Annotated in this window: 16 protein-coding genes; 4 read left to right on the forward strand and 12 right to left on the reverse strand. The window is 64.6% G+C overall.

Annotated elements, in window-relative coordinates:
- The first annotated feature begins 414 nt into the window (after window positions 1–414).
- On the forward strand, window positions 415–1,320 hold the full coding sequence (gene iolE / locus NCS03_RS09685; RefSeq protein WP_250434926.1) for a myo-inosose-2 dehydratase: 906 nt from the start codon (window positions 415–417) through the stop codon (window positions 1,318–1,320).
- Window positions 1,317–2,129 (forward strand): 5-deoxy-glucuronate isomerase, encoded by an 813-nt coding sequence (gene iolB / locus NCS03_RS09690; protein ID WP_008341974.1) that lies wholly within the window; start codon window positions 1,317–1,319, stop codon window positions 2,127–2,129. Before iolE ends, iolB begins: the two co-directional genes overlap by 4 nt.
- A gap of 83 nt (window positions 2,130–2,212) precedes the next feature.
- Here iolB and NCS03_RS09695 read toward each other — a convergent pair whose 3' ends face one another.
- The 11 genes from NCS03_RS09695 to alaS form a co-directional block, all read right to left on the reverse strand.
- Window positions 2,213–2,479: a PIN domain-containing protein gene (locus NCS03_RS09695; protein ID WP_342346270.1), complete on the reverse strand. Its 267-nt coding sequence runs from the start codon at window positions 2,477–2,479 to the stop codon at window positions 2,213–2,215.
- A 29-nt stretch (window positions 2,480–2,508) separates the two neighbouring features.
- The gene (locus NCS03_RS09700; protein ID WP_250529101.1) at window positions 2,509–2,703 is read right to left on the reverse strand and encodes a FitA-like ribbon-helix-helix domain-containing protein; all 195 of its coding nucleotides are present in this window, start codon (window positions 2,701–2,703) and stop codon (window positions 2,509–2,511) included.
- Window positions 2,704–2,714: 11 nt separating this feature from the next.
- The gene (locus tag NCS03_RS09705) at window positions 2,715–3,440 is read right to left on the reverse strand and encodes an ABC transporter ATP-binding protein (RefSeq protein WP_034473012.1); all 726 of its coding nucleotides are present in this window, start codon (window positions 3,438–3,440) and stop codon (window positions 2,715–2,717) included.
- On the reverse strand, window positions 3,437–4,177 hold the full coding sequence (locus tag NCS03_RS09710) for an ABC transporter ATP-binding protein (protein ID WP_250434930.1): 741 nt from the start codon (window positions 4,175–4,177) through the stop codon (window positions 3,437–3,439). The genes NCS03_RS09705 and NCS03_RS09710 overlap by 4 nt, the downstream gene beginning before the upstream one ends.
- Window positions 4,174–5,256, reverse strand: coding sequence for a branched-chain amino acid ABC transporter permease (locus NCS03_RS09715; RefSeq protein ID WP_250502253.1), 1,083 nt, complete (start codon window positions 5,254–5,256; stop codon window positions 4,174–4,176). Before NCS03_RS09715 ends, NCS03_RS09710 begins: the two co-directional genes overlap by 4 nt.
- Entirely contained in the window at window positions 5,249–6,130 is an 882-nt protein-coding gene (locus tag NCS03_RS09720; RefSeq protein WP_051996832.1) for a branched-chain amino acid ABC transporter permease, read from the reverse strand. Before NCS03_RS09720 ends, NCS03_RS09715 begins: the two co-directional genes overlap by 8 nt.
- 70 nt (window positions 6,131–6,200) lie before the next feature.
- Entirely contained in the window at window positions 6,201–6,638 is a 438-nt protein-coding gene (locus NCS03_RS09725; protein ID WP_008341987.1) for an acyl-CoA thioesterase, read from the reverse strand.
- A gap of 3 nt (window positions 6,639–6,641) precedes the next feature.
- Window positions 6,642–7,790 carry a 4-hydroxybutyrate dehydrogenase gene (gene gbd / locus NCS03_RS09730; protein WP_250529102.1) on the reverse strand — a complete coding sequence of 383 codons (1,149 nt, stop codon included), beginning with the start codon at window positions 7,788–7,790 and terminating at the stop codon, window positions 6,642–6,644.
- A gap of 65 nt (window positions 7,791–7,855) precedes the next feature.
- A complete protein-coding gene (locus tag NCS03_RS09735) occupies window positions 7,856–8,890 on the reverse strand; it encodes a threonine aldolase family protein (RefSeq protein ID WP_033537101.1) in 1,035 nt (344 codons plus the stop codon).
- Between the two features lie 141 nt (window positions 8,891–9,031).
- Window positions 9,032–9,277: a hypothetical protein gene (locus tag NCS03_RS09740; RefSeq protein ID WP_034474291.1), complete on the reverse strand. Its 246-nt coding sequence runs from the start codon at window positions 9,275–9,277 to the stop codon at window positions 9,032–9,034.
- Between the two features lie 123 nt (window positions 9,278–9,400).
- Window positions 9,401–12,025, reverse strand: a complete 2,625-nt coding sequence (alaS, locus tag NCS03_RS09745; protein WP_250529103.1) for an alanine--tRNA ligase — start codon at window positions 12,023–12,025, stop codon at window positions 9,401–9,403.
- 200 nt (window positions 12,026–12,225) lie between these two features.
- Between alaS and NCS03_RS09750 the strand changes: the two genes are divergently transcribed.
- Window positions 12,226–13,446, forward strand: coding sequence for a CaiB/BaiF CoA transferase family protein (locus tag NCS03_RS09750; RefSeq protein WP_034474286.1), 1,221 nt, complete (start codon window positions 12,226–12,228; stop codon window positions 13,444–13,446).
- 4 nt (window positions 13,447–13,450) lie between these two features.
- Here NCS03_RS09750 and NCS03_RS09755 read toward each other — a convergent pair whose 3' ends face one another.
- Window positions 13,451–13,663, reverse strand: coding sequence for a hypothetical protein (locus NCS03_RS09755; RefSeq protein WP_008341996.1), 213 nt, complete (start codon window positions 13,661–13,663; stop codon window positions 13,451–13,453).
- Between the two features lie 384 nt (window positions 13,664–14,047).
- On the opposite strand from NCS03_RS09755, the gene NCS03_RS09760 reads away from it, so the two are divergent.
- Window positions 14,048–15,757 carry a glutamine--tRNA ligase/YqeY domain fusion protein gene (locus NCS03_RS09760; protein WP_250518234.1) on the forward strand — a complete coding sequence of 570 codons (1,710 nt, stop codon included), beginning with the start codon at window positions 14,048–14,050 and terminating at the stop codon, window positions 15,755–15,757.
- Window positions 15,758–15,800 lie beyond the last annotated feature (43 nt).

The raw sequence follows: 15,800 nt of genomic DNA on the forward strand, positions 1-15,800 counted from the left end.
CAGCGCTGCGCGCTGCCGCCGGGTCTGCAAGGGAAACCCAAGGGCGGCGATTGCAGTGAGATGGAGACGTTAGTAGAGAAGCACGCGCGGCCCCGATTGACCGGTCGGCCGCGAAGCGGGCTGGAGCTATTTGGTGCTGAACCAGTTTGGTGTGTGGTGCGAGGTGGCAGACCGTGCGCGATCCAATCCCGATGGGGCCTATGAGGGCACTCCTTAGGCAGCCCACGATGGACGAGAGGACTACCCAAATTGCGTGTGACCGCGGGCGTATCGGAAGCTGCTTTCTTTGCTTACTTTCTTTGCAGCAGCAAAGAAAGTAAGTGCCGCCCCGCACAGGGGCAGTGCTAATAGACCACTAAGAAACCGGGATCCGGCGAAAGCGAAAGCAAAAAGCAAAAAGGAGAACCCAACATCATGCCTTTGAAAAAGATACGCATCGGCATCAATCCATTGTCATGGATGAACGACGACCTGCCTTCGCTCGGCGGCGAGACGCCTCTCTCCACCGCCCTGACGGAAGGAAAACAGATCGGCTATGAAGGCTTCGAGCTAGGCAACAAGTTCCCTCGCGAACCGCAAGCGCTAAAAGCCTTGCTCGCGCAGTACGAGCTAGCGCTAGTCTCCGGTTGGTATTCAGGCCGACTCGCAGAACGCAGCGCAGAAGAAGAAATCGAAGCCGCGGGCCCCCATCTCGACCTGCTCGCGCAAAACGGCGCGACCGTAATGGTCTACGGCGAGGTCGCCAACTCGATCCAGGGCGCGCCAAAACCGCTCTATCAACGTCCGCGCTTTTTCTCGGATGCGCAATGGACCGGGTACGCAGACCGCCTGAACCGCTTCGCCGAATACACCCTCTCGCGCGGCGTGCGCGTCGCCTATCATCATCACATGGGCGCGTATGTCGAAACGCCCGCCGACGTCGACCGCCTCATGGCGCTCACCAACGATTCGGTCGGCCTGCTGTTCGACGCGGGACACATCACGTTCGCGGGCGGCGATGCCCTGAGCGTGCTGCAAAAGCACATCGCTCGTGTATGCCACGTCCACTGCAAAGACGTGCGCCCCGAAATCGTGAAGCTCGCGCGCAATCGCAACTGGAGCTTTCTCGATGCGGTCATCAACGGTGCGTTCTCCGTGCCCGGCGATGGCTGCGTCGACTATCCGGGCATCATCGCGTGTCTCGCGAAGCATGATTACGAAGGCTGGCTCGTCGTGGAAGCGGAACAGGATCCGGTGATCGCGCCGAGCTACGCATACGCCGACAAGGGCTATCGCACGCTGCGTACGCTCGTCGACGCAACATTCAAGGAGGCAGCATGAGCCTGCTAGTGAAAGCATCGCGCGAAGGACAAACCATCGCGCGCGTCACGCCCGATTCCGCGGGCTGGAAGCACGTCGGCTTCGCGGCGTATCGCCTGAATGCGGGCGATGTCGTGCATGTCTACGACGCGGATCGCGAAAGCTGCATCGTCGTGTTGACGGGCACGGTGAGCGTCGAAGCGGGCGACGAGCATTATCAGTCGATCGGCTCGCGCGACAGCGTGTTCGAAGACGCCGCGCCGTATGCCGTCTACGTGCCGCCGAAGCTCGCCGCCATCGTGCGTGCGGAACGCGATGCGCAGATCGGCGTCGCGAGCGCGCCCGCGAAGGGCGAGTTTCCGCCGCGTCTCATCGAGCCATCGCAGATGAAGCGCTCGACGCGCGGCAAGAACGCGAATACGCGCTACGTGTGCGACATTCTTCCGCAAACGGAAGATGCCGAGTCGTTGCTGGTCGTGGAAGTGCGCACGCCGGGCGGACATGCGTCGAGCTATCCGCCGCACAAGCACGATCAGGACAATGTGCCCGTCGAAAGCTCGCTCGAAGAGACGTATTACCATCGACTGAATCCGCCGCAAGGCTTCGCGTTTCAGCGCGTCTATACCGATGAACGCGATCTCGATGAAACGATGGCCGTCGAGGATCACGATGTCGTCATGGTGCCGCGTGGGTATCATCCGGTGGTCGTGCCGTATGGCTACGATAACTACTATCTGAACGTGATGGCCGGCGACAAGCGGACGTGGCACTTCAAGAACGATCCGAAGCATGAGTGGATCGTGGAGAGGGATAGCAAGGCGCAGGGTTAAGCGAGCGGGAAGGCGAATGCCGCATGTCGCGGCATTCGCTGCACTACGCGTTCCAGGGATCGAAGATCGTCGCGTCGAACTGACTAATGGGTGCCGATGCTCTTTCTCGACGCAGCGATTTCCGCGTACGCATCGGCTGCATCGTTATCGAAACTCGGCAGACGGCCAGCGAAATCTTCACTGAAGATGATCCGCGTGGCGTCCCATAGGCGCTGCCGCCTGATACCTGCGGCCATCGACCATATTCCATGGAGAATTTCTCCACGCGTGACAGTCGTGGTGAACAGTGCCGAACGCGGCTCGTTGGCGAGCCATGTCAAAACGCGCTGTTCCGGCGCCGGACGCAGCAACTCGGAAAGGACGTTGGTATCTAGAACGATCAGTCATCGAACCCCGACGGGTTACGAATCGCCGCGCGCTTGGGAAGCTCCAACTCGACTCCGCCAAGCGGATCGATGCGGCCACGAATCGATTCGACAAGATTCTTTCCTTGCGCCGGTTCTGTCCAAAGAGCTGTCCGCAGAATGTCGCGAGCCTCTTCCTCCATCGAGCGACCGTGCTTCGCTGCCTGCATACGCAGGAACTTCAGGCATATTGACTCGAATCGAACGTGCCACCGACCGACAGCCATTGCCGCGAGATCGCTTCATCGCGCGCGAGCGTCTCGATCGTCCCATCGAACTGTATCGCCCCATGCCCCATGACCGCGACGCGCGCATCGAGCGTGCGCGCGATCGTCAATCGCTCTTCGATCAGCAGCGTCGCGACGCCGCGGTTGCGCAGCATCGCGAGACACGCGGCCACTTGCGCGAGCACTTGCGGCGCGAGCCCTTCGCCCGGTTCGTCGATGACGACCAGCGACGGATCGCCCGTCAACGTGCGCGCGAGCGCGAGCATCTGCTGCTCGCCGCCCGACAGCGCGCCCGCCTTCACCGACGCGCGTTCTTCGAGCACGGGAAACAGCCGATACGCATCGCGCAACGCAAAACGCGTGCCCTTCCTTTCGCCCAGCACGAGATTTTCGCGCACCGTGAGCGCAGGGAACACATCGCGCGTTTCGGGCACGTAACCAATGCCCAGCCGCGCGATGCGATGCGCCCTCAAGCCGACGAGCTGAACATCGCGATAGCGCATGTCGCCCGCGCATCGCACGAGTCCCATGATGGCTTTCGCGAGCGTCGATCGTCCCGATCCGTTGCGGCCGACAAGCGCCACCGCTTCGCCTTCGTCAATGCACAGGTGCACGCCGTGCAGCACTTGCGCCGCGCCGTACCACGCGCGCAAATCGTCGATACGCAACTGCGCCTTCATGACGCGACTCCACCGAGATACGCGTCCTGAACAGCGCGATTCGCGCGTATCGCAGCGGGCGTATCGGTGGCGATCACGCGCCCTTGCACGAGCACCGAAATGCGATCCGCGAGGCCGAAAACCGCATCCATGTCATGTTCGATGACGAGCAGCGTGCGCCCTTCCGTCGTCGCGCGAATCAGTTCGAGCGCGCGAGTCGCCTCCGCGCGATTCATGCCGGCGGTGGGCTCGTCGAGCAAGATCAGCGGCGCATCGGTGGCAAGCGCGATGCCCAGATCGAGCGCGCGTTGCTCCGCGTACGTCAGGCGTGCCGCGAGTTCGTCGGCGCGCGCGGCAAGGCCGATGGCATCGAGCATCGCGTGCGCGCGTTCGTCGATTCGTCGCGAAGGCAGCCATCGATCGACAAGCCGCGACGATGCCGCGCCGAGCGCCGCGCAACGCAGGTTCTCGAACACGGACAAGCCGCCGAACACGCTCGTCGTCTGAAAGCTGCGGGCAAGCGAGCGCGATACGCGTTGCGGCGGCTTGCCGGTGATATCGATTCCGCTCGCGACGATGCGTCCATCGTCGGGCCGCGTGCGTCCCGAGATCAGATCGAAGAGCGTGGATTTGCCCGCGCCGTTCGGTCCGATGAGCGCGTGCCGCTCGCCCGCAGCGACCTGCAAGTCGACGCCGCGCAGTACGCGCGTCACGCCGAAGCGCTTGACGATGCCATGCAATTCGAGCGCCGCGTTCATCGCGCGGTCCTCGTGCGTCGCGCGAGCCACAAGCCCAGCAACGCGCACGGCAACGCGATGAACCACGCGCGTGCATCGGTTCGTCCGGCGTAAAGCGCTTCGACCGGCACGACGACCGCGACGCCCCACGCGATCGCGCTCAGCATGCCGATGCACAAGGACCGCGCATCGCGCCGAACGAGGCCCGCGACGCCTTCCGGCGCGGCCACGACGACCCACATGAACAAGAGCCCGAGATACATCGGCCACGCGGCGCTGACGCTCGCGAGCCCGACGCTGAAGAACGTGAGCAGCACCGCGCCGACGACCGGCCCGGCGAACGTGCCCGCGCCGCCGATGACGGTCGCGACGAGCGCGCTCGTCGATCGCGCAAGACCGACGCTCTCCGACGACACCAGCTCGACGTTGATCAACGCCAGCACGCCCGCGATGCCCGCGAAAAACGCCGACACGATCAACACGTGCAAGCGCACGCGCGCGGGCGCGAAGCCGATCGCGGCGGCGCGCGCGGGATTGTCGCGCACGGCGTTGGCGAGACGGCACATCGGCGTGCGCGAAAACGCGAACATCGCGACCGCCGATATCACGCACCAGCACGCGATCAACGCATACGCCTCGCGCGGCGGCCCGAAGGTCATCGCGAAGAACGAAGGCCCGCTCGCGCGATCGATCGTCACGCCGCCCTCGCCGCCGAACCATCCCGGCACGAGCCACACGCATGCGGCGACGAGTTCGCTCAAGCCCAGCGTGATCATCGCGAAGGACGTGCCCGCGCGTTGCGTCGAAATCGCGCCGAAAACGACCGCGACGAGCATCGCCGCGCATCCGCCGATCATCGGCAGTAACGGCAACGGCACGCCGAATCGAGCGAACGCATGCGCGGCGGCGAACGCGCCGAGACCCGAATAGACCGCGTGCCCGAACGAGAGCAAACCCGTCTCGCCGAGCAACAGGTTGTACGAAAGCGCGAGGACGATGAGCGTCGCCGTCTGCGCGAGATACGCGAGCAGCCACGATTGATCGACGACGAGCGGCGGCAGCGCGAGCGCGACGATCAGCGCGATGAAGACCTTAAGCATCGCGCGTGCGCTCGCCGAAAAGCCCGCGCGGCCGCGCGGCCAACATCGCGACGAGCAGCAGATACGGCAGCACGGGCGCGAGTTGCGCGACCGTCAACGCGCTCCACGCAGGCGGCAAGGTCACGCCGAGCGATGCCGCGATGCCGCCCGCCGTCGCGCTCGCGCCGACCGCGAAGGTCTGGACGCAGCCGATCAGAAGCGACGCGACGAGCGCGCCGCCGAGCGATCCGAGCCCGCCGATCACGACGACGACGAACACGATCGGGCCCATCGCATCGGCCATCGCCGGTTCGATGACGGCGAGCGGCGCGCCGATCACGCCAGCGAGCGCGGCGAGCGCGGTGCCGGCGGCGAAGACCATCGTGAAGACGCGCGGCACATCGTGGCCGAGCGTTTCGACGGTCGCGGGATGCGTAAGCGCCGCGCGCACGATGAGCCCCGTTTTCGATGTACGCAACACGAGCCACAGCGCGCCGAGCATGACGACGGCGACCGTCATCATGAACACGCGATAGCGCGCGAACGATGCGCCGTACAGCATGAAAAGCGGTCCGTCGAGCACGCGCGGAACGGCGGCGGGCAACGGCCCGAGTCCCCAGACGAGCTTCACGCCCTCGCCGATGACGATGGCCGCGCCGAACGTCAGCAGCATGTCGGCGAGCGCGCCGCGCGCATGGACGCGCCTCAATAGCAGGCGCTCGAACAAGGCCCCGGCAACGCCAACGATCAATGGCGCACAGATGAGCGCGAACCAGAATCCGCCGTACGCGGCGAGCGCCTGCCCGACATACGCGCCGAGCATGTAGAAACTCGCGTGCGCGAAGTTGAGCACGCCGAGCATCGAGAAAATCAGCGTGAGTCCCGCCGACAGCATGAACAGCAGCAATCCCACGCTCACGCCGTTGAGCAGACTCACGCAAAACCACTGAAGCAAAACGCGACCCTCAGCCGGTGATGAGCGGCTTCAACGCATCGACGAGCGGCGCGGGCAGCGGCACCGGCCTGCGCGTCACGCGATCCACGTAGACATGCACGAAATGCCCCTGCGCGGCGGCTTCGTCCGCGCCTTGCGTGAAGATCGCGACTTCGTAGCGCACGCTCGTATTGCCGAGCTTCTCGACGCGCAAGCCCGCCTCGATCGGTTCGGGAAACACGACCGGCGCGAAGAAATTGCAGCGCGTCTCGACGACGAGGCCGATGGTTGCGCCCTCGCTGAAATCGAGCACGCCCGCGCGCAGCAGGTACTCGTTCACGACCGTATCGAAGTAGCTGTAGTAGACGACGTTGTTGATGTGGCCGTAGACGTCGTTATCCGACCAGCGCGTGCTGATCGGCAGGAAGTGCGCGTAATCGGCGCGCGTGGTCGGGACCGGCTTGCTCATCGCTCAGAGAGACTCCATCAGCATGCGTCGATAATCGTCGGCGCTCGCCTCGCGCGGGTTCGTCTTGTGGCAGTGATCCGCGAGCGCGCCCTTCACGACCTTGTCGAACATGCTTTCGTCGACGCCCATCTGCGACAGACGCGTCGGCAGGCCGAGGCGCGCGGTCATGTCGTGCACGGCCTGCGCGACATCGGCGTTATCGGGGAGATTCATCACGCGGCGCATGCGCCCGAAACGCCGGTCCGCGACAACCGTCGGCGCGCTTTCGTTGAAGCGCAGCACGGCAGGCAAGACCACCGCGTTCAGCGTGCCGTGATGCAGCGACGTGCGTCCGTTCACCGCCAGCCCGCCCAGCGGATGCGACAGCGAATGCACGCAGCCGAGGCCCTTCTGGAACGCCATCGCGCCCTGCATCGACGCGGACATCATGTTCAGACGCGCGTCGCGGTCCTGGCCGTCGTGCGTCGCGCGCTCGATGTTGGCCCACGCGCGTTCGAGTCCATCGAGCGCGATGCCGTCGGCGGGCGGATTGAACGCGGGCGCGAGAAACGTTTCGATGCAATGCGCGATCGCGTCCATGCCGGTCGCGGCGGTGAGCGACGGCGGCAGGCCGAGCGTGAGCGAGGGATCGCAGACCGCCGATTTCGGCAGCAGATGCCACGAATGGAAGCCGAGCTTGCGCCCGTCGTTCAGGATGATGATCGCGCCGCGCGCCACTTCGCTGCCCGTGCCCGACGTGGTCGGCACCGCGATCAGCGGCGCCGCGCGCTCGGTGATCTTGCCGCTGCCGCCTTCGATCGTCGCGTAGGTCGTGAGCGGCTCGTCGTGCGTCGCGGCAATCGCCACGCCCTTCGCCAGATCGATCGATGAGCCGCCGCCCACCGCGATCAGGCCGTCGCAGCCTTCGCGCTTGTATTGCGCGGCGGCTTGCATGACCATCGCTTCGGTCGGATTCGACGGCGTGTCGTCGAACACCGGCAGCGCGCCGAGCTGCGCGCTCTCGATCACGCGATCGGCAAGCCCCGCCGCCTTCACGCCTTTATCGGTGATGACGAGCGGACGCTTCATCCCGATGCGCGCGCATTCGCTTTGCAGCGTCTGTAGCGCGTCGTAGCCGAGATGAATGTGGGTCAGATAGAAGATGAAGGCCATGGCGTCAGCGTCGATAAAAGAGGTGCGGCCATGTTGAAACCGCACGCCGGAAGTGTCAATCGGGGTTAGATCGACGCCGACAAGGCGCGCACTTCATCGACGAAGCGCTCGACGGTCCCCCGCTGCGTATCCCACGCGCACATCAGACGGCAGCCGCCCGAGCCGATGAACTGATAGAAGCGCCAGCCCTTCGCGCGCAGCGCCGCCGCGACGTGCGCCGGCAACTCCGCGAACACCGCGTTCGATTCGGGCTTGAAGAGCAGCGACACGCCCGGAATGCCGGCGAGGCGCTCGGCCATCAGCGATGCCATCGCGTTCGCGTGACGCGCGTTGCGCAGCCAGACGTCGTCGTCGAGCAGACCGAGCCACGGCGCGGAAATGAAGCGCATCTTCGAGGCGAGTTGCCCGGCCTGCTTCAGGCGATAGGCAAAATCGGCGGCGAGCGCCTTGTCGAAGAACACGACCGCCTCGCCCACCGGCAGACCGTTTTTCGTGCCGCCGAAGCACAGCACATCGACGCCCGCGCGCCACGTGATCTCCGACGGATGCACGTTCAGCGTCGCGACCGCGTTCGCGAAACGCGCGCCGTCCATGTGGATCTTCAGATGCCGCCGCTTGGCGATGGCCGCGATCGCGCGGATCTCCTCGACGGTGTAGACGGTGCCGACTTCCGTCGCCTGCGTAAGCGAGACGACCTTGGGCTTCGGATAGTGGATATCCGAGCGCTTCGTGACGAGTTCCTCGATCGCATCGGGCGTGAGCTTGCCGTTCTCGCCCTTCGCGGTGAGCAGCTTCGAGCCGCCGGAGAAGAATTCGGGGCCGCCGCATTCATCGGTTTCGATATGCGCGAGTTCGTGGCAGATCACCGAGTGATACGACTGACAGAGCGACGCGAGCGCGAGCGAATTCGCCGCCGTGCCGTTGAAGACGAAGAAGACTTCGCAATCGGTCTGGAAGAGGTTGCGGATGCGGTCGCAGACTTGCGTGGTCCACGAATCGTCGCCATAGGCGGGTTCGTGGCCGCTCGTGTTGGCCTGGATCAGCGCTTGGAGCGCTTCCGGGCAGATGCCTGCGTAGTTGTCGGAGGCGAAGTGTTGGATCGGGTCCGTGGGCGCTGTCATGGGGTCGCTGTGATGGCCGGTTTGAACGCGGCGCGCGCGGGCGCTAAGACATCGAACGTCATCGCGCGCGCCGGCAATCGGGCCATTTTAGCGGTTCATCGCCTTCCGAACCGCGTGCGCCTACTTGGTGTTCGGCGCGCTCGCGGCGTTGGCCTGCTGCGCTTCCTGGGCCTTCTTGTCCTTCTTGTTCGCTTCGTGATGGCCGATCGCGCAGCCGCCGATCGCGCCCGCGGTGCCATGTCCGCCCGCGACATGTCCCGCGACGCCGCCGACCGCCGCGCCCTTCAGACAGCCCTTCGCCTGCGCGGCGCCCGTTGCTGCGAGCATCGTCGAAGCCAGAATGATCGATGCGAGTCTGCGATTCATATGTCGTCTCCCTTGTGTTGATGGAACTTCACGGGAAGACGCACGCGCCATACCTGACAGCGTGTAAAGAAAAACGGCCCGATCTTCGTCAGATCGAGCCGTTTTGTCAGAAGCAATGAACGCTTAAAGCTGCTGCTGCACCCATCCGGTCACGCCGGCCAGCGCGGCCGGCAGATTGGCCGGCTCCGTGCCCCCTGCCTGCGCCATGTCGGGACGGCCGCCGCCCTTGCCGCCGACCTGCTGCGCGACGAAATTGACGAGCTCGCCCGCCTTCACCTTTTTCGACGCGTCCGGCGTCACGCCCGCGATCAGGCTGACCTTGCCGCCATCGACCGATGCAAGCACGATCGCCGCGCTCTTGAGCTTGTCCTTGAGCTTGTCGACGGTTTCACGCAGCGTCTTCACGTCCGCGCCTTCGAGTTGCGCGGCGAGCACCTGCACGCCGGAAACATCGACGGCCTTCGAGACGAGTTCGTCGCCCTGGCTCGCCGCCAGCTTCGATTTCAGCGCGCCCAGTTCCTTCTCCAGCGACTTCACGTGCTCCTGAACCTGCGCGATGCGTTGCGTGAGTTCGGACGGTTGCGCCTTCAGCACGCCCGCCGCCGCATTGATGCGCTGATCCAGTTCCTGCACGTAGCGCACGGCGTTGTCGCCGGTGATCGCCTCGACGCGGCGAATGCCCGCCGCGACGCCGCCTTCCATCACGATCTTGAAGAAGCCGATGTCGCCGGTGCGCTGCACGTGCGTACCGCCGCACAGCTCGCGCGAGAAGCCGAGATCGAGCACGCGCACGGTGTCGCCGTATTTCTCGCCGAAGAGCGCCATCGCGCCGCCCTTCACCGCGTCGTCGTACGGCATCACGCGCACGACGCCCGGCGCGTTCGCGATGATCTCGTTGTTGACGATCTGCTCGACGCGACGGATTTCTTCGTCCGACATCGGCGCGTTGTGTGCAAAGTCGAAACGCGTCTTGTCCGCATCGACGAGCGAGCCTTTCTGCTGCACGTGACCGCCGAGCACTTCGCGCAGCGCCTTGTGCATCAAATGCGTGGCCGAGTGATTGCGCGCGGTGCGGGCGCGGCGCACGCCGTCGATTTCCGCCTTCACGACGTCGCCGACCTTGAGCGTGCCCTGCTCGACCGTGCCGTGATGACCGACGACATCGGCCTGCACTTTCAGCGTGTCCGCGACGGCGAAGCGCACGCTTGCGTTCGCGAGCACGCCCTGATCGCCGACCTGGCCGCCCGATTCGGCATAGAACGGCGTGTGATCGAGCACGACGACCGCTTGCTGGCGGTCCTTCACTTCATTGACCGATGCGCCTTCGACGTACAACGCGAGGATTTTCGCGTCGTCGAAGATTTCCTTTTCGTAGCCGTGGAACGTGGACTTCGCGCCCGAGTATTCGAGGCCCGCCGCCAGCTTGAACTTGCCGGCCGCGCGCGCCTGATCGCGCTGACGCGCCATCGCGTCGTCGAACGCGGGTTCGTCGACGGTCACGCCACGCTCGCGGCACACGTCCGCCGTGAGGTCGAGCGGGAAGCCGTAGGTGTCGTGCAGCTTGAACGCGAGTTCGCCGTCCAGTTGCTTCACGCCCTTCTTTTCGAGATCGGCGAGTTCGCCTTCGAGGATCGACATACCGTGCTCGATGGTCTCGAAGAAGCGCTCTTCTTCCTGACGCAGCACGTCGGTCACGCGTTGTTGCGCATCGGTGAGTTCCGGATACGCCGCGCCCATTTCCGCGACGAGATCCGCGACGAGCTTGTGGAAGAACGCGCCCTTCTTGCCGAGCTTGTAGCCGTGACGGATCGCGCGGCGCACGATGCGGCGCAGCACGTAGCCGCGGCCTTCGTTGCCGGGAATGACGCCGTCGACGATCAGGAACGAGCATGCGCGGATGTGGTCCGCGATCACCTTCAGCGAGTTGTTTTCCAGATCCGGCGTGTTCGTTTCGCGCGCCGCGGCCTTGATGAGATTCTGGAACAGGTCGATCTCATAGTTGCTGTGCACGTGCTGCAGCACCGCGGCGAGACGTTCGAGGCCCATGCCGGTATCGACGCACTGCTTGGGCAGCGGCGTCATGTTGCCTTGCGCGTCGCGATTGAACTGCATGAACACGAGATTCCAGATCTCGATGAAGCGGTCGCCGTCTTCTTCGGGCGATCCCGGCGGGCCGCCCCAGATTTCCGGGCCGTGGTCGTAGAACACTTCGGAGCACGGACCGCACGGGCCGGTGTCGGCCATCTGCCAAAAATTGTCCGATGCGTAACGGGCGCCCTTGTTGTCGCCGATGCGGATGATGCGCTCGACCGGCACGCCGATTTCCTTCGCCCAGATATCGAAGGCTTCGTCGTCTTCCTGATAGACCGTGACCGTGAGTTTTTCCGCCGGCAGGTTGTAGACCTTCGTCAGCAGTTCCCAGCAGTAGTGAATCGCGTCGCGCTTGAAGTAATCGCCGAACGAGAAGTTGCCGAGCATCTCGAAGAACGTGTGATGCCGCGCGGTGTAGCCGACGTTCTCCAGATCGTTGTGCTTGCCGCCCGCGCGCACGCTGCGCTGCGCGGTCGTCGCGCGCGAATACGGACGCGATTCGCTGCCCAGGAACACGTCCTTGAACTGGACCATGCCCGAGTTGGTGAAGAGCAGCGTCGGGTCGTTGCCGGGCACGAGGCTCGACGAACGCACGATCGTATGGCCCTTCGATTCGAAAAACTTCAGGAATTTCTCGCGTATTTCGGCGGCTTTCATAGCGTACGGGGCGTGTCTTCGGTTCTTTGATGGCGCCCGCGGGCAGCTGATTTCGCAGGCTGCCGGCGGAACAAGGGTGATTGTCGATTATACGGGATTCGCCGCGCGCGCCCGGGCGATGCGGACGCCCGCGCTATCGCGCACGCCGCGGTTCTGTGCGACAGTCGCACTCCGGAGACACAACGTAGCGAGACACATCGATGGGAGCCTTGAGCCATATCCGCGTGCTGGACCTGACCCGCGTGCTGGCGGGACCGTGGTGCGCGCAGACGCTCGCCGACTTCGGCGCGGACGTCATCAAGATCGAGCGGCCCGGAACCGGCGACGACACCCGTCACTGGGGCCCGCCCTACCTCAAGACGCCCGAGGGCAACGACACGCACGAAGCCGCGTACTACCTCGCGGCGAACCGCAACAAGCGCTCGGTGACGGTCGATATCGCCACGCCCGAAGGCCAGCAGATCGTGCGCGAGCTGGCCGCGCAAAGCGATGTCGTCCTCGAAAACTACAAGGCCGGGCAACTGAAGAAGTACGGGCTCGACTACGAGTCGCTGAAGGCCGTGAAGCCGGACATCGTCTATTGCTCGGTGACGGGCTTCGGGCAGACGGGGCCGTACGCGTCGCGCGCGGGCTACGATTTCATCGTGCAGGGCATCGGCGGATTCATGAGCATCACCGGCGAGCGCGACGGCCAGCCCGGCGGCGGTCCGCAGAAAGCGGGGGTGGCGATCGCCGATCTGATGACCGGCATGTACGCGACCATCGGCGTGCTCACCGCGCTCGCGCACCGCGACCGCACGGGCGAGGGCCAATACATCGACATGGCGCTGCTCGACGTGCAGGTCGCGATGCTCGCCAACATGAACACGAATTTTCTCGCGAGCGGCAAGCCGCCGGTGCGCTGGGGCAACGCGCATCCGAACATCGTGCCCTATCAGACCTTCCAGACGAGCGATGGCTGGATCATCGTCGCGGTGGGCAACGACGGGCAGTTCCGCAAGTTCGTCGAAGCGGGCGGACGCCCCGAGCTGGCCGACGACGCGCGTTTCGCGGCGAATCCGTCGCGCGTGCGCAACCGCGACATGCTCGTGCCGATTCTCGCGGACATGGTGCGTCTGAAAGGCAAGCACGAATGGATCGCCGAGCTCGAGGCGGCGGGCGTGCCGTGCGGGCCGATCAACGATCTCGGCGAAGTATTCGAGGATCCGCAAGTGCTCGCGCGCAGGATGCAGATCGATCTGCCGCATCCGACGGCCGGCACCGTGAAACTCGTCGCGAGCCCGATCAAGATGAGCGCGACGCCGCCCGAAGCGCGCACGCATCCGCCGCTGCTAGGCGAGCACACGTCGAGCGTGCTGGCCGACGTGCTCGGCTACGACGAAGCGGAAATCGCTCGATTGCGGGAAAAGAAGGCGATCTGAACCCTTATCGAACGCCCGCGCCGATCAGACCGCCCGCCGCCGCGCCCGCGACGGTGCCGATCGGCCCGCCCGTGACCAGATACCCGAGCGCGCCGCCGGCGGCCGCGCCGACGCCCGCGTGAGCCTGCTGACGCGAGACGTTTGCGCAGGCGGCGAGGCTCGATACGAGCGCGGCTGCGGCGGCGAATTTGAGCGTCGTGAGGGCGATCTTCTTCATGATGGGCTTCCTTGTGTTGTCGTTGTGATGTGTTGTGCCTGGCGCTCGAGCGTGCCCCCGGAACCGGCGCGCTCGATGCACGCGAGCCGATCTTAAGAGCCCGCGCGCGCGCCTTTCAACGCGATTTACGTCCCGTTACGGCGGTTACGAGGCGTGCCGCGGCACGTAAACCATGTAACGGAACTCGCGAAACGGCGCGACGGCTGGAACCGCCCGGCGAAACAAAGCGCGAGCGCTTCCTCATACGCCGCCGCGGCCTGCCCCGGACGGTTGCGTAAGGTAGAATCGACCCAATATTCAAGGCCTTCGTACGCGTTTCGAGTTTCATCGAGCGCTTCCCGAACCGATCACGCGCGCGAGCGCATCCGCTGCCACTTTTTCCGCATGAACACCGATCGCAACGACGCTCCGGCGCCATCCAATTTCATTCGCAACATCATCGAAGACGACAACCGCTCCGGCAAATGGTCGCAGCGGGTCGAGACGCGCTTTCCGCCGGAGCCGAACGGCTATCTGCATATCGGCCATGCGAAGAGCATCTGCGTGAACTTCGGCCTCGCCGCGGATTACGGCGGCGTGTGCCATCTGCGCTTCGACGATACGAATCCCGAGAAAGAAAGCGTCGAATACGTCGATTCGATCATCGACGCCGTGAAATGGCTCGGCTTCGACTGGAACAAGAACGGCATCGAGCACCGCTATTTCGCGAGCGACTACTACGACAAGCTGTACGAATACGCCGAAATGCTCATCAAGAAGGGCCAGGCGTACGTCGACAGTCAAACGGCCGAAGAGATGCGCGCGACGCGCGGCTCGGCCACCGAAGCCGGCATCAACTCGCCGTATCGCGATCGTTCGCCCGAAGAAAACCTCGACCTCTTCCGCCGCATGAAGGCGGGCGAGTTCAAGGAAGGCGAGCACGTGCTGCGCGCGAAAATCGACATGGCGTCGCCGAACTTCAACATGCGCGATCCGGTCATCTACCGCATCCGCTTCGCGCATCATTACCGTACCGGCGATACGTGGTGCATCTACCCGATGTACGACTACGCGCACTGCGTGTCGGACGCGATCGAGAACATCACGCACTCGCTCTGCACGCTGGAGTTCGAAGATCATCGGCCGCTCTACGACTGGTTCCTCGCGCAGCTCGCGGACGACGGCGTGTTTCAGCGTCCGCTCCCGCAACAAATCGAGTTCTCGCGCCTGAACCTCACCTACGCGATCACGAGCAAGCGCAAGCTGCTGCAGCTCGTGCAGGACAATCACGTCGACGGCTGGGACGATCCGCGCATGCCGACCATCGTCGGCGTGCGTCGCCGCGGCTTTACGCCGGAAAGCATTCGTTTGATGGTCGAGCGCGTCGGCGTGACGAAGGTCGATTCATGGATCGACATGAGCATTCTCGAAGGCGCACTGCGCGACGATCTCGACGAGAAAGCGCCGCGCGCGATCGCCGTGCTCGATCCGCTGAAGCTCGTCATCGACAACTATCCGGAAGGACGGAGCGAGGAATGCAGCGCGCCGGTGCATCCGCATCATGCGGATCGCGGCGTACGCACGTTCCCGTTCTCGCGCGAATTGTGGATCGAGCGCGAGGACTTTCAGGAAACGCCGCCGAAGGGCTATTTCCGCCTCTTCCCCGGCAACAAGGTGCGTCTGAAGTACGGCTTCATCGTCGAATGCACGGGCGCGGACAAGGACGAGAACGGCAACGTGATCGCCGTGCACTGCAACTACTTCCCGGACAGCAAGTCGGGCACCGAAGGCGCGAACAACTACAAGGTGAAGGGCACGATCCACTGGGTCAGCGCGGCGACCGCTTATGCGGCCGAGGTGCGTCTGTACGACCGTCTGTTCAAGGAACCGCAGCCGGGCGCGGGCGGCGCGGAGTTCCTCGACGCGCTCAATCCGGATTCGAAGCGCGTCGTGAACGCCTATCTCGAACCGAGCGCGCGCGATGCGAACGCCGAAGACCGCTTCCAGTTCGAGCGGCACGGCTACTTCGTCGCGGACCGTGTGGATTCGCAGCCGGGTAAGCCCGTGTTCAACCGCATCGTCAGCCTGCGCGACAGCTGGGGCAAGCCGGCCTGACATCGATGCGACGAGGGCGCCGCGCGGCGCCCTCGTCGTGTCT

It is taken from the genome of Caballeronia sp. ATUFL_F1_KS4A, assembly GCF_023630905.1.
Taxonomy (GTDB): Bacteria; Pseudomonadota; Gammaproteobacteria; order Burkholderiales; family Burkholderiaceae; genus Caballeronia; species Caballeronia zhejiangensis.